This window comes from Cryobacterium sp. TMT2-4 (assembly GCF_004402575.1).
In the GTDB taxonomy this organism is placed as follows: Bacteria; Actinomycetota; Actinomycetes; order Actinomycetales; family Microbacteriaceae; genus Cryobacterium; species Cryobacterium sandaracinum.
In genome coordinates, this window is sequence record NZ_SOGE01000033.1 from 63,057 (window position 1) to 82,996 (window position 19,940).

At 68.5% G+C, this 19,940-nt stretch carries 18 protein-coding genes; 5 read left to right on the forward strand and 13 right to left on the reverse strand.

Annotation, left to right across the window (positions count from 1 at the left end):
• Positions 1-19: 19 nt before the first annotated feature.
• Genes cydC through E3O54_RS11260 form a run of 4 tightly spaced genes read right to left on the reverse strand, consistent with a single transcriptional unit; the run spans position 20 to position 5,866 of the window.
• The gene (gene cydC, locus E3O54_RS11245; RefSeq protein WP_104100011.1) at positions 20-1,765 is read right to left on the reverse strand and encodes a thiol reductant ABC exporter subunit CydC; all 1,746 of its coding nucleotides are present in this window, start codon (positions 1,763-1,765) and stop codon (positions 20-22) included.
• Entirely contained in the window at positions 1,758-3,422 is a 1,665-nt protein-coding gene (gene cydD, locus E3O54_RS11250; protein ID WP_104100012.1) for a thiol reductant ABC exporter subunit CydD, read from the reverse strand. The genes cydC and cydD overlap by 8 nt, the downstream gene beginning before the upstream one ends.
• 5 nt (positions 3,423-3,427) lie before the next feature.
• Positions 3,428-4,444, reverse strand: a complete 1,017-nt coding sequence (gene cydB, locus E3O54_RS11255) for a cytochrome d ubiquinol oxidase subunit II (protein WP_104100013.1) — start codon at positions 4,442-4,444, stop codon at positions 3,428-3,430.
• 9 nt (positions 4,445-4,453) lie between these two features.
• Positions 4,454-5,866 (reverse strand): cytochrome ubiquinol oxidase subunit I, encoded by a 1,413-nt coding sequence (locus E3O54_RS11260; RefSeq protein ID WP_134401614.1) that lies wholly within the window; start codon positions 5,864-5,866, stop codon positions 4,454-4,456.
• A gap of 97 nt (positions 5,867-5,963) precedes the next feature.
• Here E3O54_RS11260 and E3O54_RS11265 point away from each other — a divergent pair, with 97 nt between their 5' ends.
• A complete protein-coding gene (locus tag E3O54_RS11265) occupies positions 5,964-6,350 on the forward strand; it encodes a BlaI/MecI/CopY family transcriptional regulator (RefSeq protein WP_134372965.1) in 387 nt (128 codons plus the stop codon).
• A gap of 61 nt (positions 6,351-6,411) precedes the next feature.
• Positions 6,412-7,350: a M56 family metallopeptidase gene (locus E3O54_RS11270; RefSeq protein WP_104100016.1), complete on the forward strand. Its 939-nt coding sequence runs from the start codon at positions 6,412-6,414 to the stop codon at positions 7,348-7,350.
• 208 nt (positions 7,351-7,558) lie between these two features.
• Here the strand turns inward: E3O54_RS11270 and E3O54_RS11275 are convergent, their stop codons facing one another.
• From E3O54_RS11275 to E3O54_RS11295, 5 genes are all read right to left on the reverse strand, one after another.
• Positions 7,559-8,485: an ABC transporter substrate-binding protein gene (locus tag E3O54_RS11275; RefSeq protein WP_104100017.1), complete on the reverse strand. Its 927-nt coding sequence runs from the start codon at positions 8,483-8,485 to the stop codon at positions 7,559-7,561.
• Entirely contained in the window at positions 8,485-9,225 is a 741-nt protein-coding gene (locus tag E3O54_RS11280; protein ID WP_104100018.1) for an ABC transporter permease, read from the reverse strand. Before E3O54_RS11280 ends, E3O54_RS11275 begins: the two co-directional genes overlap by 1 nt.
• Positions 9,222-9,908: an ABC transporter permease gene (locus tag E3O54_RS11285; RefSeq protein ID WP_134401615.1), complete on the reverse strand. Its 687-nt coding sequence runs from the start codon at positions 9,906-9,908 to the stop codon at positions 9,222-9,224. Before E3O54_RS11285 ends, E3O54_RS11280 begins: the two co-directional genes overlap by 4 nt.
• Positions 9,905-10,759 carry an ABC transporter ATP-binding protein gene (locus E3O54_RS11290; RefSeq protein ID WP_104100020.1) on the reverse strand — a complete coding sequence of 285 codons (855 nt, stop codon included), beginning with the start codon at positions 10,757-10,759 and terminating at the stop codon, positions 9,905-9,907. Before E3O54_RS11290 ends, E3O54_RS11285 begins: the two co-directional genes overlap by 4 nt.
• A 99-nt stretch (positions 10,760-10,858) precedes the next feature.
• Positions 10,859-11,512, reverse strand: a complete 654-nt coding sequence (locus tag E3O54_RS11295) for a TetR/AcrR family transcriptional regulator (RefSeq protein WP_134401616.1) — start codon at positions 11,510-11,512, stop codon at positions 10,859-10,861.
• Positions 11,513-11,716: 204 nt separating this feature from the next.
• Here E3O54_RS11295 and E3O54_RS11300 point away from each other — a divergent pair, with 204 nt between their 5' ends.
• Positions 11,717-12,745, forward strand: a complete 1,029-nt coding sequence (locus tag E3O54_RS11300; protein WP_233191253.1) for an App1 family protein — start codon at positions 11,717-11,719, stop codon at positions 12,743-12,745.
• A 42-nt stretch (positions 12,746-12,787) separates the two neighbouring features.
• On the opposite strand, the gene E3O54_RS11305 is transcribed toward E3O54_RS11300, so the two are convergent.
• The 3 genes from E3O54_RS11305 to hisD are packed head-to-tail and all read right to left on the reverse strand — an operon-like array spanning position 12,788 to position 15,678.
• The gene (locus tag E3O54_RS11305) at positions 12,788-13,825 is read right to left on the reverse strand and encodes a quinone-dependent dihydroorotate dehydrogenase (RefSeq protein WP_134401617.1); all 1,038 of its coding nucleotides are present in this window, start codon (positions 13,823-13,825) and stop codon (positions 12,788-12,790) included.
• An 8-nt stretch (positions 13,826-13,833) separates the two neighbouring features.
• Complete coding sequence (gene nrdR / locus E3O54_RS11310) at positions 13,834-14,352, reverse strand: transcriptional regulator NrdR (protein WP_134401618.1); 519 nt, start codon at positions 14,350-14,352, stop codon at positions 13,834-13,836.
• 12 nt (positions 14,353-14,364) lie between these two features.
• Positions 14,365-15,678 (reverse strand): histidinol dehydrogenase, encoded by a 1,314-nt coding sequence (hisD, locus tag E3O54_RS11315; protein WP_104100024.1) that lies wholly within the window; start codon positions 15,676-15,678, stop codon positions 14,365-14,367.
• Positions 15,679-15,750: 72 nt separating this feature from the next.
• Between hisD and E3O54_RS11320 the strand changes: the two genes are divergently transcribed.
• A complete protein-coding gene (locus E3O54_RS11320; RefSeq protein WP_104100025.1) occupies positions 15,751-16,293 on the forward strand; it encodes a flavin reductase family protein in 543 nt (180 codons plus the stop codon).
• Here E3O54_RS11320 and E3O54_RS11325 read toward each other — a convergent pair.
• A complete protein-coding gene (locus E3O54_RS11325; protein WP_104100026.1) occupies positions 16,290-17,072 on the reverse strand; it encodes a 1-acyl-sn-glycerol-3-phosphate acyltransferase in 783 nt (260 codons plus the stop codon). The two genes, E3O54_RS11320 and E3O54_RS11325, sit on opposite strands and share 4 nt — an antisense overlap.
• Before the next feature lie 308 nt (positions 17,073-17,380).
• Here E3O54_RS11325 and E3O54_RS11330 point away from each other — a divergent pair, with 308 nt between their 5' ends.
• Entirely contained in the window at positions 17,381-19,780 is a 2,400-nt protein-coding gene (locus tag E3O54_RS11330) for an excinuclease ABC subunit UvrA (RefSeq protein WP_134401619.1), read from the forward strand.
• Positions 19,781-19,940: the final 160 nt, after the last annotated feature.

Sequence of the window (19,940 nt, forward strand, 5' to 3'; positions counted from 1 at the left end):
CCTCGTTCGGCTGTCAAGTTCAGCGGGCAGGTCCGGGCACGACGACCCTCGCGGTGATCAGGTCGTCCGGCACCGGCGTGTGTGAGATGAGCAGCACCGCACGGCCGTCCTCCGCCGCCGTGACCAGGATGTCCCGCACGAGCACGTCGCCCTGCGCCTCGTCGACGTTGGCGGTGGGTTCGTCGACGATGAGCACCGCGAAATCCGCCAGCAACGCCCGCGCCAGCGCGATGCGCTGGGCCTGACCGCCGGAGACCAGGGCACCCCGCTCGCCGACCCGGGCGTCGAGGCCCCCACGCTTGGCGGCCCACTCCCCCAGTCCGACCCGGGCGAGCACGGCCTCGAGGTCGTCGTCGGTGGCCGTCGTGCGGGCGAAGAGCAGGTTCTGACGGATGCTGTCGTCGAAGAGCCAGGGACGCTGTTCGCACAGTCCCACCCGGCGACGCACCTCGGCCGGGGCCAGCGTGCGCGCCTCGACGCCGTCGAGCCGGTACGAGCCCGTGTAGTCGAGGAAGCGCACCAGGGTCTGGGCCAGGGTGGTCTTGCCGGCGCCGCTCGGCCCTGCCAGGTGCACGCGGTCCCCCGGCGCCAGGCGCAGGGTGATGCCCGTGACCGCCGGGGTAACGGAACCGGGCCAGCGGGCACCCACGTCGGTGAGTTCGAGCACCGGGTGGGCGCTGACGCTCGTGGTGGACATCGCATCCGCCGGCGCATCCGTCGGCTCGGTTACCGACTCCGCCGGGATCTCCGTGGGGACGCTGGTCGGCACCGCCGTCGCCACCCGCGCGGCGCTGGAGCGCACCTGGCGCCAGACGCCGAGCGCGAGCGGGATCATTCCGAACACCTCGAACACCGCCATGGGCACGAGCACGACCACGACGAAGCCCGGTCCGCTGAGGCCAGCCGGCCCGGAGAGGGCCGGAATGCCGACCTGGAGCGCGGCGACCGTCGCCAGACCCGCGAACAGTGACAGCACGGCTCCCTGCACGCCCACGCCCAGCGACCGGCGCAGGGAGGCCCGGCGCAGCCGGTCGTCGGCCGCCGCAAGGGTGGCCAGGCGGGCATCGAGGGCCCCGAAGGCGCTCAGCACGTCGAGGTTCTCCACCACCTCGAGCACCTCGCCGGCGAGGGCTCCGCGGAGGGGTGCAAGCTGGCGCTCCGACCGGGCGGACAGCGCGCTGGAGGTGACGGTGGCGAGCAGACCGGCAACGAGGAGCGCCAGCGCCAGCGTGACACCGGCGGCGGGGAGAACCAGCCAGACCCCGACCACGCTCACGCTCAAGAGGACCCCCGCCGTGGCCAGAGGCTGCACCACCCGCAGCGGGAAGTCCTGCAGGTCGTCGACGTCGCGCACGAGGCGACTGAGCAGGTCGCCACGGCTCGTGCCTCCGAGGCCGGCCGGGGAGAGCGGCAGGATCCGGGAGAAGATGCCCACGCGCAGGTCAGCCAGCTGGCGGAATGCGGCGTCGTGGCTGGCCAGACGCTCGAGGTAGCGGAACGCAGACCGGCCGAGGGCGAACGCACGCACCCCGACGACCGCCATCGAGAGGAACATGACCGGCGGTTGCTCGGCGGCTCGGGTGATCAGCCACGCCGACGACGCCAGGAGGGCCACCGCGAAGACCGCGCTCAGCACGCCCGCGGCCAGGCCGGGGGCGAACCGGCGGGCAGGCGGCTGGGCCAGGCGCAGGACGGCGCGCACCTCGGCCCGGCCGGCCGGCCGGGGGCCGGCGATCCCGCTCGCGCTGGGTCCGGAATCAGACATGGGCCACCTCGTGCAGGGCAACGATCTGGTCGGCGGCGTCCCGCAGGGCAGGCCGGTGGCTGACCACGATCACGATCCGCCCCTCGGTCGTGAGCCGGCGCAGCCCGGCGACGAGAGAGGCCTCCGCAGCCTCGTCCAGCGCCGAACTGGGCTCGTCGAGAACGACCACGGCGCAGTCGTGGCTCTCAGCGCGGTAGATGGCGCGGGCCGCTGCGACCCGCTGGGCCTGTCCGCCGGAGAGTCCCTCGCCGGCGATGCCGAGTATGGTAGCCGGCTCCAGATCGCCCGCTCCGGCGCACTCCAGCGACCGGGCCACGGTGTCCCGATCGACGGACGCGTCACCGAGCGCGAGATTGTCGGCGATCGTTCCCTGGAACAGTCCCGGCCGTTGCCCGGCCCACGCCAGCCACGGGCGCGGTGTGCCCGGGGTCTGCTCCGCACCGTTCAGCAGGATCCGCCCGCCGAAAGGGACGAATCCCTGCAGGGCGGCCACCAGCGTGGATTTTCCGGTGCCGCTCGGGCCCACGACCACGGCGAGTTCGCCGGGGCGGAAGACGGCGCTGAAGTCGTGCACGGGGGCATCCGTGCCCCGCTGGATCGTGACCTGCTCGAACCGGAGCACGCCGGTATCCGCGGGGCCTGCTCCGGTGCGCGCGCCAGACGGGGCAGTCGAGGCAACCGGGGTCGCCACGGCCCGGGGCCCGGCACCGTCGTCGAGAATGGCGAAGACCTCCTCGGCCGCCGCCAGACCGTCGGCCGCGGCGTGGAACTGGGCGCCGACCTGCCGCACGGGGAGAAAAGCCTCCGGGGCCAGCAGCAGCACGAACAGGCCGACGCCGAGTGCGAGGCTTCCGTCAACCAGGCGCAGCCCGATGGAGACGGCAACGAGGGCCACCGACAGGCTGGCCGCCAGTTCGAGCACGAACCCGCTGAGGAAGGAGACCCGCAGCACCTTCATAGTGCGGCCGCGGTAGTCCTCGGTGATGGAGCGCACCCGGGCGAACTGGCGTCGCTCCCGACCGTAGATTTTGAGCGTGCCGAGCCCGCCGACGAGGTCGAGGAACCCCGTCGACAGCCGCTGCAGGGACTCCCACTGCTGCCGCTGCACGGACTGGGTGGCCTGGCCGATCAGCACCATGAAGACGGGGATGAATGGCAGCACTACGATGACTGTGATGCCGCTGGGCAGGTCCTGCCAGAGCATCACCAAGATCAGCAGGGGCGTGCTGATCGCCGCCAGCAAGAGCTGGGGCAGGTAGCGGGCGAAGTAGTTGTCCAGCGCGTCCAGCCCCTGGGTGGCCAGGGTGGAGACGCCCACACTGGCCCGGCCGCTGAGCCAATCCGGGCCGCGCTCGGCGACGCGGTCGAGAACCTGGCGGCGCAGCTGGCTCTTGACTTGGGCTGCTCCGCGGGTGGCGGCCACCTCGAGGAGCCACACCAGCGCGGCCCGCACCACGATCACGCCCGCAAGGGCGGCCGTGGTGAAGGCCAGCGAATCCTGAGAGGCCCCAGTCAACGCGAGGGTGATGCTCTGGCTCAGCAGCCAGGAGAAAGCGATGACCGTGACAGTCTGCGCCAGTCCGAGCAGGGCACCCACCGACAGGAACCACCGGGCGGCGGACGCGTAGCGGAGGAGCCGAGGATCGAAGGGGCGCATTCCGTTTAGTGTCCGGCGGACTCTACGTGGGCCGAGACGGTCGTGCGGCTGACCCGCTTGCGTAGAACCCAGTAGGTCCAGCCCTGGTACAAGAAGATGACGGGCATGGCGAACAGGGCGGTCCAGCTCATCACCTGCAGTGTGTACGGCGTCGAGGAGGCGTTCTCGATGGTCAGGCTGTTGGCTGCATCGTTGCTCGCCGGCATCACGTCGGGGAACAGGGACGCGAAGAGCGTCAGCACCGCGAGGGCGATCGTCGCGGCCATCAGCGTGAAGGCCCAGCCTTCGGCGCCCCGCAGGTTCGCCAGGAACGCCCCGATCAGGGCAACCGCGGCGAGGGCGGCGAAGGCACCGGTGGCCAGGCTGCCGAAGGCAAGGGTGGTCCAGACCAGGAACGAGGCGGCCACCACGATGGTGGCCACCCCGGCCTTGACGGCTAGCCTCTGAGCGCGCTGACGGATGTCCCCCTCGGTCTTCAGGGAGATGAAGACCACGCCGTGGGTGAAGAACAGGAGCAGCGTGGTGAGCCCGCCCAGGAGGGCGTATGGGTTGAGCAGGTCGAAGAAGGAGCCGATGTAGTTGAAGTCCGCGTCCAACTGCACGCCCCGCACGATGTTGGAGAAGGCGACACCCCAGAGCAGAGCGGGAACGGCAGACCCGATCACGATCATGAGGTCGAAGCGTTTCTTCCAGGTTGCTTCCGGGCGTTGGTGCCGGTACTCGAATGACACCCCGCGCAGGATGAGGGCGAGAAGGATCACCAGCAGGGCCAGGTAGAACCCGCTGAACAGGGTGGCGTACCACTCCGGGAAGGCGGCGAAGAGTGCTGCGCCGGCCACGATCAGCCAGGTTTCGTTGAGGTCCCAGACCGGCCCGATGGTGTTGATGATGACCCGGCGGTCGAGGTCGTCCTTGCCCAGGAAGGGCAGCGACATGCCGACGCCGAAGTCGAAGCCGTCGAGAACGAAGTAGCCGATGAAGAGTGCACCGATGATCCAGAACCAGAGAATGTTGAGATCCATCATGCGCTCCTAGTAGACCGTGACCTGTGGCTTGACCTTGCCGGAAACCGGGTCGGGTTCCGCCAGCGGGGCAGGTCCCTTCCGCACGGCCTGCAGGATCAACTTGAATTCGACGACAGCGAGGGCGCCGTAGATCAGCGTGAACGCGATCAGCGAGATCAGGATCTCGGCGCCGCTGACGTTGGGTGATACGCCGTCCTCGGTGCGCAGGAGCCCGAACACGAGCCAGGGCTGCCGCCCCATCTCGGTGAAGATCCAGCCGACGCTCATGGCGAGAAGCGAGAACGGGAAGCTCCAGATAGCGATCTTCCAGACCCAGGTGGCCTGGGGGCTGCGCCCGCCGCGGGTCAGCCAGAGGCCGACGACGGCAACTAGTATATGGGCGATGCCGAGACCGATCATCCAGCGGAAGGCCCAGTAGGTGATCCAGATGGTCGGGGTGTAGTCGCCGGGGCCGTACAGGCTCACATACTGCGCCTGCAGGTTGTCGATGCCTTCGACCGTGCCGTTGAGGGTGTGGGTCGACAGGAACGACAGAAGGTATGGGATACGAATCGAGAATAATTCGCTGACGCCGTCGGGGGTGCCGAGGGTGAAGATCGAGAAGGATGCCTCGGCGCCCGTCGCTGTCTTGTACATCGCCTCGGCCGCCGCCATCTTCATGGGCTGGGCCGCGGTCATGGCCAGGCTCAGCGAGTCGCCGAAGAAGGTGGTGAGCGCACCGGAGACAACCATCATCCACATGCCCAACTTGAGTGCGGGACGCATGGATTCCTCGTGCTGCTTGCGCAGCAGGTGCCAGGCGGCCACCGAGATGACGAGGCCTGACGACACCATGAAGCAGGCGAAGATCGTGTGCGGGAAGGAGGCCAGGGCGATCGGGTTGGTCAAAAGCTCGCCAATACTGGTGAGCTCGGCCCGGCCGCGCTCCTCGTTGATGCGGAACGCGATCGGGTTCTGCATGAACGCGTTCGCCGCGAGGATGAAGTAGGCCGAGGCGATCGAACCGGCCGTCGTCAGCCAGATGGTGGCGAGGTGCAGGCCGCGGGGCAGCTTGTCCCAGCCGAAGATCCACAGTCCGATGAACGTGGCCTCCAGGAAGAAGGCGATGATGCCCTCGAAGGCGAGCGGGGCGCCGAAGACGTCACCGACGAAGCGGGAGTAGTCCGACCAGTTCATTCCGAACTGGAACTCCTGCACGATTCCGGTAACGACGCCCATGGCGAAGTTGATCAGGAAGATCTTGCCGAAGAAGTGGGTCAGCTCGAGGTACTTGGTCTTGTCGGTGCGCACCCAGGCGGTCTGGAAGAGCGCGACCGTGAACGCCAGCCCGATCGTGAGCGGTACGAAGAGAAAGTGATAGACGGTAGTCAGACCGAATTGCCATCTCGACAGGAGTAACGGATCCAGCCACTCGTTCATGCGCCCTCCAGCGTCATCGGGTTTTTCTACACTGTGTAGAACATCACTATTCTACGAGACGTAGAAGAGTTGATTGCCGCCCGCTAGACTCCCCAATATGGGGAGTTTGGGAGAGCTGGAACGACTGCTGATGGATGTTTTGTGGGAAGCCGAGGAGTCTCTGCCTGCCAACGATCTCCGGGATCGGCTACTCACCCCGACGACCGCCACCGCTAGGCGCAAACCACTCGCCACCACGACCGTGCTCACGGTGCTCTCCCGCCTCGAGACCAAGGGCTTCGTCACCCGCGACCGAGACACCCGACCGCACCGCTACCGGGCCGTGTCGACCCGGGCGGAACATACCGCGGAGCTGATGCACAAGGTGCTCGGCTCTGCTCCTGACCGGCAGGCGGCCCTCGCCCGGTTCATCGGGGACGTCACCCCGCAGGAGGCCGACGTTTTGCGCCTGCTCCTCGGCACCGTACCTCTCGGTCGCGAGTGACCGGCATCCAGTCCCCGCTCCAGTCCCTGCTCCAGTCAGCACGCGTCAGAGCGGCCAAGTCGTGTTCGTCACGGCCGTAGCGCTCATGATCGTGGCCGTGCTGCTCGCCGGTCCGGTCCCGATCTGGCTTGCCACCGCCGACTGGCCGGCCCGCTCCCCCGCGGTCGCCCTGGTGTTGTGGCAGGCCATCGCCCTGGCCGGCGGGCTCTCGATGATCGGCTCGCTGCTCAGCTTCGGGTTGATCCCGTTCGGCGAGAACCTGTTCGAGGGCATCCGCTCGCTGGCGGGCCATCTCGTCACCGGCACATTGCCGGCCGGCACGTCGTTCGGCTCGGTGCTCCTGCTGTGCGCGGCGCTGATCCTCGGCAGCCATCTGCTGCTCAACCTCGCCGCGACCTTTTCCCGCGCGGGGCGCCAGCACCGCAGGCACCGGCACCTGATCGGACTGCTCAGCGACCCTCTGCCGAGCCATTCCGGCACCCGTGTGATCGAACACGACGCCCCGGTCGCGTACTGCCTGCCTGGCGCGACCCGGTCGGCGACCGTGCTTTCCCGCGGCCTTCTGCAATTGCTGAATGCCGACCAATTGCGCGCAGTGATCGCACACGAGCGCGCCCACCTGTTGCAGCAGCACCACCTCGTGCTGCTCGCCTTCAAGTCCTGGCACAGCGCACTGCCGTGGTTCCCGATCGCGAACCGCGCCGAGAACGCGGTCGCCCTGCTGGTCGAGATGCTCGCCGACGACCAGGCCCGGCGGGTCGTCGACGACCGCACGCTGGCCACCGCGATCGCACTGGTCGGGTCGGCACACCAGGTGGACCCGCTGGGAACGGATGTCGAACTCGCCGACGGCCCGGACCATCCGTTCGACCTGGTGACACCCCGCGTTCGCCGCCTGATCACCCCGCCGGCGCCGCTGACGCCCTCCGCCGTGCTTTTCGTTGCAGCCGGCGCCGCCGCACTCCTGCTGCTGCCGACGCTGCTCCTGTCCCTCGCCTGAGCCCGGGCCTACCCGAGCACGCGCCTACCTGAGCACGCCCCAGCCCCAGCCCCAGCCCCAGCCCCAGCCCGGGCCTACCTCTGCCCCTGCCCCAGCCCCTAACGAATTCGACGGAGATTCTCGGCCCCAGAGCCTGTTTTGCTCCAAAACCGGCCCGTAGGCGCAGAATCTCCGTCGAATTGGTCAGGCAGCGCCTGTCAGCTGGTGCCTAGAAGAGGTTCGCCTGTTCGAGCCAAGCGGCCGCGATCTTCTCGGCCGAGAGCTGGTCGTTCACGCTCTCGGAGTTGAGGCCCACCAGGTCCTCGGCGGTCAGAGCGGCACTGACGGCGTTGAGCACGTCGGCGGCCTTCCCGCCGACCTTGTCGGACACGACGGGCACGACGTTGTCCGCGAAGAACAGGCCGTCCGGGTCGTCGAGGGCGACGAGGCTGTCCGACTTGATGTTCGGGCTGGCCGTGTAGACGTTCGTGATCTGGATGTCGTTGTCGACGAGAGCCTTGATCGTGAGCGGGCCGCCACCATCCTCAATGGGCGTGAAGCCGGCGATGGGGATGCCGTACTTCTCCGTCAGGGTCGTCGGTCCGTAGGGGCGGGTCTGAAGTTCGGACGGTCCGCCGACGGTGATCGGCTCGGTGACATCGGCGAGCGACGCGATGTCAGTCAGGCTGTACTTGTCGGCGAAGGCCTGCGTGACGGTCCAGGAGTTTTGGTCCGTGGCCGAGGCCATGTCGAGCACGCTCAGCCCCTCGGGCAGCTCGTCCTGCAGCTGCGCGTAGGTCTCGTCGGCGGTGCCGCCCGCGGCATCTGCATTCAGGGCCTGCAGCAGGCTGCCGCTGTACTCGGGGAAGACGTCGATGGCACCGGATTCGATCTCGGGCAGGTAGACCTCGCGCTGGCCGATCTTGAACTGGCGGTCGACCGTGAAGCCGTTTCCCTCCAACGCCAGGGCGTAGATTTCGGCGATGATCTCGTTCGAGTAGTAGTCCTGCGAACCGACGACCAGGGTGGCGGACCCCTCGTCGGCGTTACTTCCGCTGTCCAGCGGGTCACCGGACGCACACCCTGCAAGGGCTACGACGGCCCCAACCGCGACCGCGGCGACCGCCGCGAGCCGGCCTCTGTGAGCTGTGAACATTAGTGGGTTCCTTTCGTGATGGCGGGATCAATCCCCGGGACAGGTCGGGCTGACCTGGCACGGTCGACTGGGGGACGTTGGGACGCGACGCCTCTGGGAACAACAAGTCGCTGAACAACAGTGAATATTCCCTCGAGGACGAGGGCGAGCAGGATCACGAGCAGTGACCCGCCCAGCATCTCCGCGTAGTCGCGGGTTTTCAACCCGGCGAACAGGAACCGGCCGAGGCCGACATCTGCCACGTAGGCAGCCAGGGTCGCCGTGGCGACGACCTGCAGGGTGGCCGAACGGATGCCCGCGATCAGCAGCGGCAACCCCAACGGGATCTCGACCGTGCCCACGATCTGGCTCTCCGACATCCCGACCGACCGGGCGGAGTCGATGACGGACCGGTCAATGGCCTCGAACCCGGCGTAGGCGCCCGCGAGGATCGGCGGGATCGCCAGGACCGTGAGCGCGACGTACGGCGCACCGAGCCCAATCCCGACCCACAGCGCGACCAGTGTCAACAGGCCGAGGGTCGGAATGGCCCGCAGCCCGCCGGAGGTGGCTACAGCGAGGCTGCGTCCCCGACCCGTATGCCCGATCAGGAAACCGACCGGAATCGCGATCACGGAGGCCATCAGGACCGCCACGAGGGTGAACACCAAGTGTTCGATCGTCCGCGCCGGAATGCCGCCCGGCCCGGCGAAATTGGCCGGGTCGAGGATCCAGTTCACCGCGTCAACGAACAGGTTCATGCGGATGCCTCTGCGATCCGGGCGACCCGAACGGCCCTCCGGTCGGTCGCCGCCAGGCGGGTCCAGGGCAGCAGAACCCGCCCGAGCAGCACGAGGGCGCCGTCCAGCAGCAGCGCCAGCGCCACGGTCAGCACGATCCCGGCGATGATTTCGGCCTGGATACCGCGCTGGAAGCCATCCGTGAACAGGCTGCCGAGGCTCTGCGCGCCGATCACGGCCCCCACCGTGGCGAGGCTGACCGTGCTGACGGCCACGACCCGCAGGCCGGCCAGGAGCACCGGCCCGGCCAGCGGCAGCTCAACCTGCCAGAAGATGCTCCAGCCGGAATACCCCACGGCGACAGCGGACTGGCGTACATCCTTGTCCACGGATGCCAGCCCGTCGGCCACCACGCGTACCATCAGCGCGACGCCGTAGATCGTCAGGGCGATGACCAGGTTGAGCGGCGAGCGAAGGCTGGTGCCGACAATGGCCGGGATCACGAAGAACAGCGGCAGGGACGGGATGGCGTAGAGCAGCCCACTGGCCGTCAGGATCACGCCGCGGCCGGCACGGTACCGGTTCGCGAGCCAGCCCAGCGGCACGGCGATCAGGAGGCTGAGAAGGATCGGCGGCACGCTGAGGATCAGGTGGTCCAGGGTGCGATCCCAGAGCAGGTCGAGATTCGACCAGAACCAGGTCACCGCGGAGCCTGGGGATCCGGGGAGTGCGCGGTCTGCCGCGGCTCCACGAGCACACCGGCCAGGCGGCCCTCACTGTCGAGCAGCAGGTCGGAGTCGCCGCGGCGTTCCAGATGCAGGGCACGCTTGCCGCGATCCGCTCCGACGAAGCTGGCCACGAAGTCGTCGGCCGGGTTCGCCAGGATCTCGGCCGGCGCCCCCACCTGGGCGATCCGTCCGCCGTCACGCAGGATGACGACCTGGTCACCGAGGAGGAACGCCTCCTCGATATCGTGGGTGACGAACACGACCGTTTTGCCGAGCTCGCTCTGCAGCCGGATCAGTTCTTGCTGGAGCTCGGCCCTCACGATCGGGTCGACGGCGCCGAACGGCTCGTCCATCAGCAGAATGTTTGGGTTGACCGCGAGCCCGCGCGCCACCCCGACCCGCTGCTGCTGCCCGCCGGAGAGCTGGCTGGGGTACCGGTCCGCCAGGGTCTGGTCCAGGCCCACCGTGTCGAGCAGGGTGAGGGCCTCGGCGCGGGCCTTCTTTCTCGGCACCCCGCGCAGCAGCGGAACAGTCGCGACGTTGTCGATCACCGTGCGGTGCGGGAGCAGGCCGGAGTCCTGCATCACATAGCCGATGCCGCGCCGCAGCGGCACCGGCTCGAGCTGGGCGATGTCGGCCCCGTCGATCTCGATCGTGCCGCTGCTCGGGTCGACCATCCGGTTGATCATGCGCAGCAGGGTGGTCTTGCCCGAGCCGGAGGAGCCGACGAGCACCGTCGTCTGGCGCGACGGGAGGGTCAGGCTGAAATCGTCGACGGCGAGTGTGCCGTCCGGGAACTGCTTGCTCACCGAGCGGAACTCGATCATGGAAATGGCTCATTTCTCGACCGAAGTCGACACAACACGGGAAGCAGATATACCACCCAACCATCACACGGCGCCGCGAGCCACCGGATCGCGGAATTCCTAGCGAACGCTCGGCCCGTAGTATCCGGCGAGGTAGTCATGCGTGACCACGCGGCACTCTTCGATGAACCGCTCATCGCCCTGCGGGTCGGAGCGGAACGCCCGCGACAGAATCGAGTCGCCCATCTCAACGGCGACCTCAAGCCGGAAGATCAGTTCGTCGCCGCCCTCGAGGCCGAACTCCTCGACCAGCATGCCGGCCACCCGGCGGGCGAAGTAACCCGTGTCGGGGTCTTCGACGACAGGCACACCCTGCCGGTCGTCGAAATGCATGATGCGAAACCCCGGCTCAGAGCGGTACAGGTCGACGAAGGCCGTGATGGCCACGTCGACGGCCTCCCACCAGCCCTGGGGAGCGTTCGTCTTCAGCTGCTCCGCAACTCGGCTCCGGAATCGCAGCACCGCGCGCTCGCGCAGAGCCTGCAGCACCGCGACGCGATCGGGGTAGTACCGGTACACGGTCCCGATCGACGCGCCCGCGCGCTCGGCCACCATCGCGGTCGTGATGCGGTCGAAGCCGACCTCGTCCACGACGACGGCGGCGGCGTCGAGCAGACCGGACAGTCGTGCCGTGCTGCGCTGTTGGATCGGCTCGGTGCGGGCCTGCTGGGCCGGCACAAAAGGATCCCCACCAAAAAGGTCACTGAGTGACACTTGTCCTCCTTGAGACTAAGTCACTAATACTAGGCGGCAATGTCCCCCTCACTGTGACGTGACAGCGTGTCTCGCCCGATTGGGCAGGAATAACCCTCGGCTCTCCGGGCGACCCGACTTCGATGCCGGGTAGCGTCGTGCGCATGCCAGACTAGGGACGTGCCGACATATCCTCGAATCCCGCCCACGGGCACGCCAGCGAAGATGATGCACCGCGCAGCCCGCATCGAGGACTGGCTGCACTTCAAGCGCGAACGCCACGCCCGCAAACGCGGCTACCTGCCCACGGTCATCCCCTATGCCGGCTACGGCACGACCGAGTGGGTGCGCATTCTGTGCCGGGTGCTTCTGGCCAAACCGGCCAAGCCCGGCTCCAAGCTGGCACGCCGCCACTGGCACGCCGACCGCCGCGAGGCCGGAATTCGCGGCTGGCACAGCTTCACGAGCGTTCCGGTCAACGATGTGACGGTGACCATCGAGATCAACGGTTTCTCCCACCGGGTGCAGGCCGACCGCGGGGGCGTGGTCGACACCGTCATTCCGGTCACGCTCACCCCAGGCTGGCAGATGGCCCGGCTGCACACCGACGACACGGCCGCGCCGGTCGAGGCCCCGCTCTTCATCGTGGCCCCGACGGTACGCCGCGGGATCCTGTCCGACGTCGATGACACGGTCATGGTGACCACCCTTCCCCGCCCGCTGCTCGCCGCCTGGAACACCTTCGTGCTCGACGAGCACGCCCGAGTTCCCACGCCGGGCATGGCGGTCCTCCTCGACCGCCTCGCCGCGGTCAACGAGGGTGCCCCGATGATCTACCTGTCGACCGGGGCCTGGAACGTCGCCCCGACCCTGACCCGGTTCCTGAACCGCAACCTGTACCCGTCGGGGGCTCTCCTGCTCACCGACTGGGGTCCGACCCACGACCGCTGGTTCCGGAGCGGCCAGGACCACAAGAGGGCCAACCTGCGCCGTCTGGCCCAGGAATTCCCGGAGATCCGCTGGATCCTGTTCGGCGACGACGGCCAGCACGATGAGGCCATCTACAGCGAGTTCCAGCGAGACTTCCCCGACAATGTCGAGGCCGTCGCGATCCGCCAGCTCTCCCCCAGCCAGGCCGTTCTGGCCGGTCGCCGGGCGAAGGATGCCGCGCCCGCGCCCCGCGATCCCCGCTGGGTGTACGGGCCGGACGGCTCGGCCCTGGCCCGGCAGCTCGCGGACCGCGGTCTGATCTAGGCGCGACGGCGTGTTGCGGGCTCGACGGCCTGTCTCAGTTCTCTACAGTTCTGTGGCGAGGATGCGGTCGAGGCCACGGTTGATCTGGCGAGCCCAGAGCGGCCCTCGATAGAGGAACCCGGTGTAGCCCTGAACGAGCGTCGCGCCCGCGGCGAGGCGCTCGGCCACGTGTTCCGCGGTCTCCACGCCGCCGACCGAGATCACGCACAGCTCGCGGGGCACAGCGGCCCGGATCACGCGCAGCACGGCCAGGGACCGCGCCTGGAGCGGGGCACCGGAGAGACCGCCGGCGCCGGCAGCCTCGACGGTTGCGGCATCCGTTTTCAGTCCGGCGCGGGAAATCGTGGTATTCGTGGCGATGATGCCGTCGAGACCCAGCTCCACCACGAGTTCGGAGATTCGGGTCACTTCAGCATCGGCGAGGTCGGGGGCGATTTTTACCAGCAGGGGCGTGGCGCCGGCCTCGGTCTTGACCGCCCGAAGCAGCGGGGCGAGCCGGTCGAGTTCCTGCAGTCCGCGTAGCCCGGGCGTGTTGGGCGAGCTGACGTTCACGACGAGGTAGTCGGCCAGGGGCGCGAGCAGCGCGGCGCTGACCAGGTAGTCGGCGGTGGCGTCCTCGACCGCGGTGACGCGGCTCTTGCCGATGTTGATGCCGAGGACCGGGCGACCGGCAGCGGTGCGAACGTGCGCGAGGCGCACCCGGGCGGCGCGGGCACCGGCGTTGTTGAAGCCCATCCGGTTGACGACCGCGCGGTCGGGGATCAGGCGGAACAGGCGCGGTTTCGGGTTTCCGGGCTGAGGAACGGCGGTGATGGTGCCGACCTCCACGTGCCCGAACCCGAGCTGGCCGAGCCCGAGCACGGCTTCACCGTCTTTGTCGAAGCCGGCGGCCACGCCGAACGGCGACTGGAATCGCAGACCCAGGGTTTGGACACCGAGGTCGGTGCGCGGGCGCGTGAAGCGGTGCACGACCCGGCCGACACCGAACGCGGGCAGCGCCCGGATCACGGTGAAGGCGAGGTGGTGGGCTCGTTCGGGGTCGAGGCGGGTCAGGAACAGCGAGAAGATCAGCGGGTACACGGCGCCGCCTACGACTCGGACGGGTGTGCGGCGCCCGCGCCGCTGCCCTGCTCGGTGCGGGAGCCGTGTTCGGTGCGGGATCCGTGTTCGGTGCGCAGCCGGGCGATCGCGGTCTCGAAATCCTCGAGCGAATCGAATGCCTGGTAGACACTCGCGAAGCGGAGATAGGCCACCTCATCAAGTTCGCGCAGCGGCGGCAGGATCGCGAGGCCGACCTCGTTCGCCTTCACCTGCGACGCGCCGGTCTGCCGGATGGTCTCCTCCACCCGCTGGGCAAGCATGGCCAGGTCGGAATCCGTTACCGGACGACCTTGGCAGGCCTTGCGCACGCCGGCCACGATCTTGTCGCGACTGAACGGCTCGACGACCCCGCTGCGCTTGACGATGTTCAGGCTGGCGGTCTCGGTGGTGCTGAACCTCCGGCCGCATTCAGGGCACTGTCGACGCCGGCGAATGGAAAGTCCGTCGTCGCTCGTGCGCGAGTCGATGACTCGGGAGTCCGGGTGGCGGCAGAACGGGCAGAACATCGTGAGACCAGCTTACAGCGCCGTCGTGAAACGGGCCGTGACGGCGTCGCCGTGCGCGGGCAGCGCCTCCGCCGTGGACAGGGCCGCGATGTGGTCCGCGACCTCACGCAGTGCCTCCCGGCTGTACGTGACGACCTGCTGGGGCCTCAGGAAGGTGTAGGCGCCGAGTCCGGAGGAGAACCGGGCCTGCCCTCCCGTCGGCAGCACGTGGTTCGAGCCGGCCACGTAGTCGCCGAGGCTCACGGGCGAATGAGGGCCGAGGAAGATGGCGCCGGCGTTCTCGATCAGCGCGAGCACGGCATCCGGGTCGCTCGTCTGGATCTCGAGGTGCTCGGGACCGAACGCGTTGCTGAACGCGGCCGCGGCGTCGAGGTCGTCCACGAGCACGATCCCCGACTGGCGCCCGTTCAGGGACGCGGTGACACGGATGCTGTGGGTCGTGCTCTGCATCAGGTCGACCAGGTGCAGATTGACGGCGTCGGCGAGCTCGGCCGAATCGGTGACCAGCATGGCGGCGGCCAGCTCGTCGTGCTCGGCCTGGCTGACCAGGTCGGCCGCGACGATGCGGGGGTCGGCGGTCTCATCCGCGATGACCAGAATGTCGGTAGGGCCGGCCTCGGAGTCGATGCCGGTCACCCCGCGCACGAGCCGCTTGGCGGCGGCCACATAGACGTTGCCGGGGCCGGTGACGAGCTGCACCGGGTCCAGGCCGAGCCCCGGAACGCCGTAGGCGAAGGCGCCGACCGCGCCGGCCCCGCCCATGGCGTAGATTTCGTCGATGCCGAGCAGGCTCGCCACGGCGAGGATGGTGGGGTGCACGCGTCCGTCGAAGTCGCTCTGCGGCGGCGACGCCAGCGCGATCGAGGATACGCCGGCGATCTGAGCCGGAACCACGTTCATCACGACGCTCGACGGGTAGACGGCCTTGCCGCCGGGAACGTACAGGCCGACCCGGTTGATCGGCTGCCAGCGCTGCGTGATGGTGGCGCCGTCTGCGATCGTGGTGGTCACCTGCGGCGGCACTTGGGCCGCGCTGGCGATGCGCACGCGACGGATGGTCTCCTCGATGGCCGTGCGCACCGTCGGGTCGAGCCCGGCCAGTGCCTCGGTGACGTGGGACGCAGGAACCCGCACATGGGACGGACGCACCCGGTCGAGGCGTTCCGCCTGGTCGCGGAGGGCATCCTCGCCTCTGGCCCGCACATCGTTGATTAATTCGGCTGCGACGTCGCTGGCCGCGGTCACGTCGGTGAGCGCACGCGGGACGGCTGCAAGCAATTCCGCCGGAGTGGGCCGGGTCCCTCGGAGGTCAATAGTCTGGATCATCGCGTTCCAGCCTAGCCATCAACTCCCGTGCACCGGGAATAGGCTCAATGGCGAGGAGATTGATTCAGTCACATGAGCGACACCGAAGTACCCCAGCCCGCCACCGTACCGCTGGCCGAAGATCCCAATGCACCGTTGGACCTGGCCGCCTTCAAACATTCCTTCCGGCGTCACGCCGCCGGTGTCGCGGTGATCACCGCGCTGCGCCCGGACGGCGCCCCGGTGGGATTCACCGCCACCTCGCTGGCGTCGCTGTCGTCGGTTCCGCCGCTGGCCACCTTCAACATGGCCCGGTCAGCCAGCACCTGGCCGGCGATCGCCGAGAGCGACCGGGTCGTCATCCACATCCTCGGGGCGCACAATCGTGCCGTCGCCGAGGTGATGTCGGGTCCCGCGAACCAGCGCTTCATCGGCGACCACTGGCAGCCCGGACCCCACGGCCTGCCTGTGCTGAAGGGCGTCACCTCGTGGATGGTCGGGCGAATCATCGAACGCACACTGGTGCACAACAGCGCCGTCGTGGTCGTGAAGATCGAGGAAGGCGGCATGGGCGAGAACGACGAGGCCCTGCTGTACTACGAGCGCACCTACCGCGTGCCCGGCGCCCCGGCCTAGCCCCTGGACGGGGCTGCGCCGGCCTCGTCGCGACGCCGGCGCCGCTCGGCCTCGGCAACGGCGGCCTCCTCCGGTGTGGGCGCGGTGCCGCCCAGGTGCCGCGGCTGCCACCACTGGCCGGCGCCGTCCACCGGATAGGCTTTCTGCAGTTTGTCGACGAGACCCTGCAGTGTGTCGTGGAGTGCCAGCGTCATCGGCTGCGTGCCCTCCCCCGCCGCGACCGTGAACGGCTCGCCGACGGCGAAGCGGATGGGCACGTCGAACAGCTCGCGCAGGGCCGGCTTGTGGTTCTTCGTGAGCACGCGGTGCCCGCCCCAGACCGCGATCGGGATCACGGGGGCCCCGGCCTCGGCGGCCATCCGGATGGCACCCGACTTCAACTCGCGTACGGTGAAGGAGGCGTTCACGCCGCCTTCCGGAAACACGCCGAGCAGTTCGCCCGCCCGCAGCGCGGTCACGGCTTGGCCGTAAGCCTCCGCCCCTGCCTTCATGTCGACCGAGATATGACGCATGCCGCGCAGCAGCACGCCCACGAGCTTCTGGTCGAACGCGCCCTTCTTGGCCATGAAACGGATGTGACGTCGGTTCTTTTGCCACAGCATCCACTCGACCAGGGCGAAGTCCATGTAGCCGAAGTGGGTGATCGCCAGCACCGCCCCCCCGGTGTCCGGAAGATTCTTCAGACCGGTCACGGATGGCTTCAGCCGCAGCAGGCCGAACACGGCCCGCCCGGCCAGAATCGCCGTGGTGTACAGAGGTTCCCGAGTGCCTGTGCTCATACCTCAAGGCTACGACCTGCGTGCGGGTTTCCGCGTCCGTCCCACGAGCCTTTCGGGACCCGGCTCGCACTCGCGGCGCACCCGTAAACGTGGGCGCACGTTCTAACGCTCGCCCGCTCCAGAACCTGCGCCGCGAACTTCCACCCCCGTCTGTGTCGTCGGTTATGGAGCTTGCACACAGCCTCGACCGCACTGACACTGGAATCATCCACGGCGGAACCGCAGCAACCGGCCTTGAAGCTGGTTGACTCGACCAGGAGACGACCACCGAGACCACGTGGGCAACCCGGCCACCAGAGGGAGACACGATGAGCACTGACCTGAGCAGCGCCGCGAGCACGAGGATGCCCGCGCCGCACGTGGCCGACAGCCACGACCGGATCCGGGTGCGGGGCGCGCGCGTGAACAACCTCAGGGATGTCAGCCTCGACATCCCGAAGCGGCGGCTGACGGTGTTCACCGGCGTTTCCGGCTCGGGCAAGAGCTCACTGGTGTTCGGCACGATCGCCGCCGAGTCGCAGCGGCTGATCAACGAGACCTACAGTGCGTTCGTGCAGGGATTCATGCCGGACCTGGCGCGCCCCGAGGTGGACGTGTTGGATGGTCTGACCACGGCCATCATCGTCGACCAGGAGCGAATGGGGGCCAACTCCCGTTCCACGGTCGGGACCGCCACCGACGCCAACGCGCTACTGCGCATCCTTTTCAGCCGGCTCGGTCAGCCCCACATCGGATCGCCCCAGGCGTTCTCGTTCAACGTCGCCTCGATCAGTGGGGCCGGGGCGGTGACGCTCGAGCGCGGCGGGAAGACCGTGAAGGAGCGGCGCAGCTTCAGCATTACCGGCGGCATGTGCCCGCGCTGCGAGGGCATGGGCACCGTCAACGACATCGATCGTTCCGCGCTATTCGTCGATTCCAAGTCGCTCAACGAGGGCGCGCTCACGATCCCGGGCTACACGATGGACGGCTGGTACGGCCGCATCTTCCGCGGCTGCGGCTGGTTCGACCCGGACAAGCCAATTCATCGGTACAGCACGAAGGAACTGGACGACCTGCTCTACAAGGAGCCGACCAAGATCAAGGTCGACGGGATCAACCTGACGTATCAGGGCCTCATCCCGCAGATTCAGAAGTCGTTCCTGTCCAAGGATGTCGCCGCTTTGCAGCCGCATATCCGCGCGTTCGTGGAGCGCGCGGTCACGTTCGCCACCTGCCCCGAGTGCGGCGGCACCCGCCTCAGCGAGGCGGCTCGCTCGTCGAAGATCTCCGGAGTGAGCGTCGCCGACGCCTGTTCCTGGCAGATCAGCGACCTGGCCGGGTGGGTTCGCGGCCAGAGTGAGCTGTCGGTGGCCCCGCTCACGCAGGCGTTGCGCCAAATCCTCGACTCGTTCGTGGAGATCGGGTTGGGTTACCTTTCGCTCGACCGGCCGGCCGGTACTTTGTCGGGCGGGGAGGCCCAGCGCACCAAGATGATCCGGCACCTGGGCTCCTCACTCACCGACGTCACCTACGTCTTCGACGAGCCCACCATCGGGCTGCATCCCCATGACATCGAGCGCATGAACACACTGCTGCTGCAGCTGCGGGACAAGGGCAACACGGTGCTCGTCGTGGAGCATAAGCCGGAGGCGATCGTGATCGCCGACCACGTCGTCGATCTCGGACCCGGCGCCGGCGCGGCGGGCGGCACCGTCTGCTTCGAGGGCACCGTGGAGGGTCTCCGCACCAGCGGCACCCTCACCGGCCGCCACTTCGACTATCGCGCGGCACTCAAGCCCGCGGTGCGCGCCCCCACGGGCACGCTGGAGATTCGCGGCGCGACGAAGAACAACCTGAAGGAAGTGGACGTGGATATCCCGCTCGGCGTGCTCGTCGTGCTGACGGGGGTCGCGGGATCCGGAAAGAGCTCGCTCGTGCATGGGTCGATCCCCGCTGGCGCGGGCGTGGTGTCCATCGATCAGGGCGGCATCCGCGGTTCCCGCAGAAGCAATCCGGCGACGTACACGGGAATGCTCGACCCGATCCGAAAGGCCTTCGCGAAGGCCAACGGCGTGAAGCCCGCGCTGTTCAGCTCCAACTCCGAGGGTGCCTGCCCCAACTGCAACGGTGCCGGCGTCGTCTACACCGACCTGGCCATGATGGCGGGCGTCGCCACCACCTGCGAGGTCTGCGCGGGGAAGCGGTTCGAGGCATCCGTGCTGAAGTACCGCCTCGGCGGCCGCGATATCAGTGAGGTGTTCGCGATGTCGGTGACCGCGGCCCGGGAGTTCTTCGGCGCCGGTGCGGCGCGCACGCCGGCCGCCCACGCCATCCTGGGCGGGCTTGCCGACGTTGGGCTCGGCTATCTCAGCCTCGGCCAGCCGCTCACGACGCTCTCGGGGGGCGAGCGCCAGCGGCTCAAGCTGGCCACCCACCTGGCTGCGCAGGGCGGCGTCTACGTGCTCGACGAGCCGACCACCGGACTCCACCTCGCCGACGTCGAGCAGCTGCTCGGCCTGCTCGACCGAATCGTGGACTCCGGCAAGTCGGTCATCGTCGTCGAGCATCACCAGGCCGTGATGGCTCATGCCGACTGGATCATCGACCTCGGACCCGGCGCCGGTCACGACGGCGGCCGGATCGTCTTCGAGGGCTCACCGGCCGACCTGGTCGCCGACCGCTCCACCCTCACCGGCCAGCACCTCGCGGCCTACGTCGGTAGAGCCTGACGGCAGCGCGCCTCACGGTGCTGCCAGTCAGCTCTGTCCCGAACGAATTCGACGGAAATTGTGGCTCTCCTGCTGCTTCTGTGGGTTAATCCCGGCCGGGGAGTGCGGGTTTGTGGCCGCCGAGGCTGAGCATGGCGAGGGCGATGAGGGCGTCGGGTGA

Excerpts from the sequence above, each read along its gene's own strand:
- cydC (WP_104100011.1), bottom strand. The coding sequence starts at position 1,765 with ATGTCTGATTCCGGACCCAGCGCGAGCGGGATCGCCGGCCCCCGGCCG.
- cydD (WP_104100012.1), bottom strand. The coding sequence starts at position 3,422 with ATGCGCCCCTTCGATCCTCGGCTCCTCCGCTACGCGTCCGCCGCCCGG.
- cydB (WP_104100013.1), bottom strand. The coding sequence starts at position 4,444 with ATGGATCTCAACATTCTCTGGTTCTGGATCATCGGTGCACTCTTCATC.
- E3O54_RS11260 (WP_134401614.1), bottom strand. The coding sequence starts at position 5,866 with ATGAACGAGTGGCTGGATCCGTTACTCCTGTCGAGATGGCAATTCGGT.
- E3O54_RS11265 (WP_134372965.1), top strand. The coding sequence starts at position 5,964 with ATGGGGAGTTTGGGAGAGCTGGAACGACTGCTGATGGATGTTTTGTGG.
- E3O54_RS11275 (WP_104100017.1), bottom strand. The coding sequence starts at position 8,485 with ATGTTCACAGCTCACAGAGGCCGGCTCGCGGCGGTCGCCGCGGTCGCG.
- E3O54_RS11280 (WP_104100018.1), bottom strand. The coding sequence starts at position 9,225 with ATGAACCTGTTCGTTGACGCGGTGAACTGGATCCTCGACCCGGCCAAT.
- E3O54_RS11290 (WP_104100020.1), bottom strand. The coding sequence starts at position 10,759 with ATGATCGAGTTCCGCTCGGTGAGCAAGCAGTTCCCGGACGGCACACTC.
- E3O54_RS11300 (WP_233191253.1), top strand. The coding sequence starts at position 11,717 with ATGATGCACCGCGCAGCCCGCATCGAGGACTGGCTGCACTTCAAGCGC.
- nrdR (WP_134401618.1), bottom strand. The coding sequence starts at position 14,352 with ATGTTCTGCCCGTTCTGCCGCCACCCGGACTCCCGAGTCATCGACTCG.
- hisD (WP_104100024.1), bottom strand. The coding sequence starts at position 15,678 with ATGATCCAGACTATTGACCTCCGAGGGACCCGGCCCACTCCGGCGGAA.
- E3O54_RS11320 (WP_104100025.1), top strand. The coding sequence starts at position 15,751 with ATGAGCGACACCGAAGTACCCCAGCCCGCCACCGTACCGCTGGCCGAA.
- E3O54_RS11325 (WP_104100026.1), bottom strand. The coding sequence starts at position 17,072 with ATGAGCACAGGCACTCGGGAACCTCTGTACACCACGGCGATTCTGGCC.
- E3O54_RS11330 (WP_134401619.1), top strand. The coding sequence starts at position 17,381 with ATGAGCACTGACCTGAGCAGCGCCGCGAGCACGAGGATGCCCGCGCCG.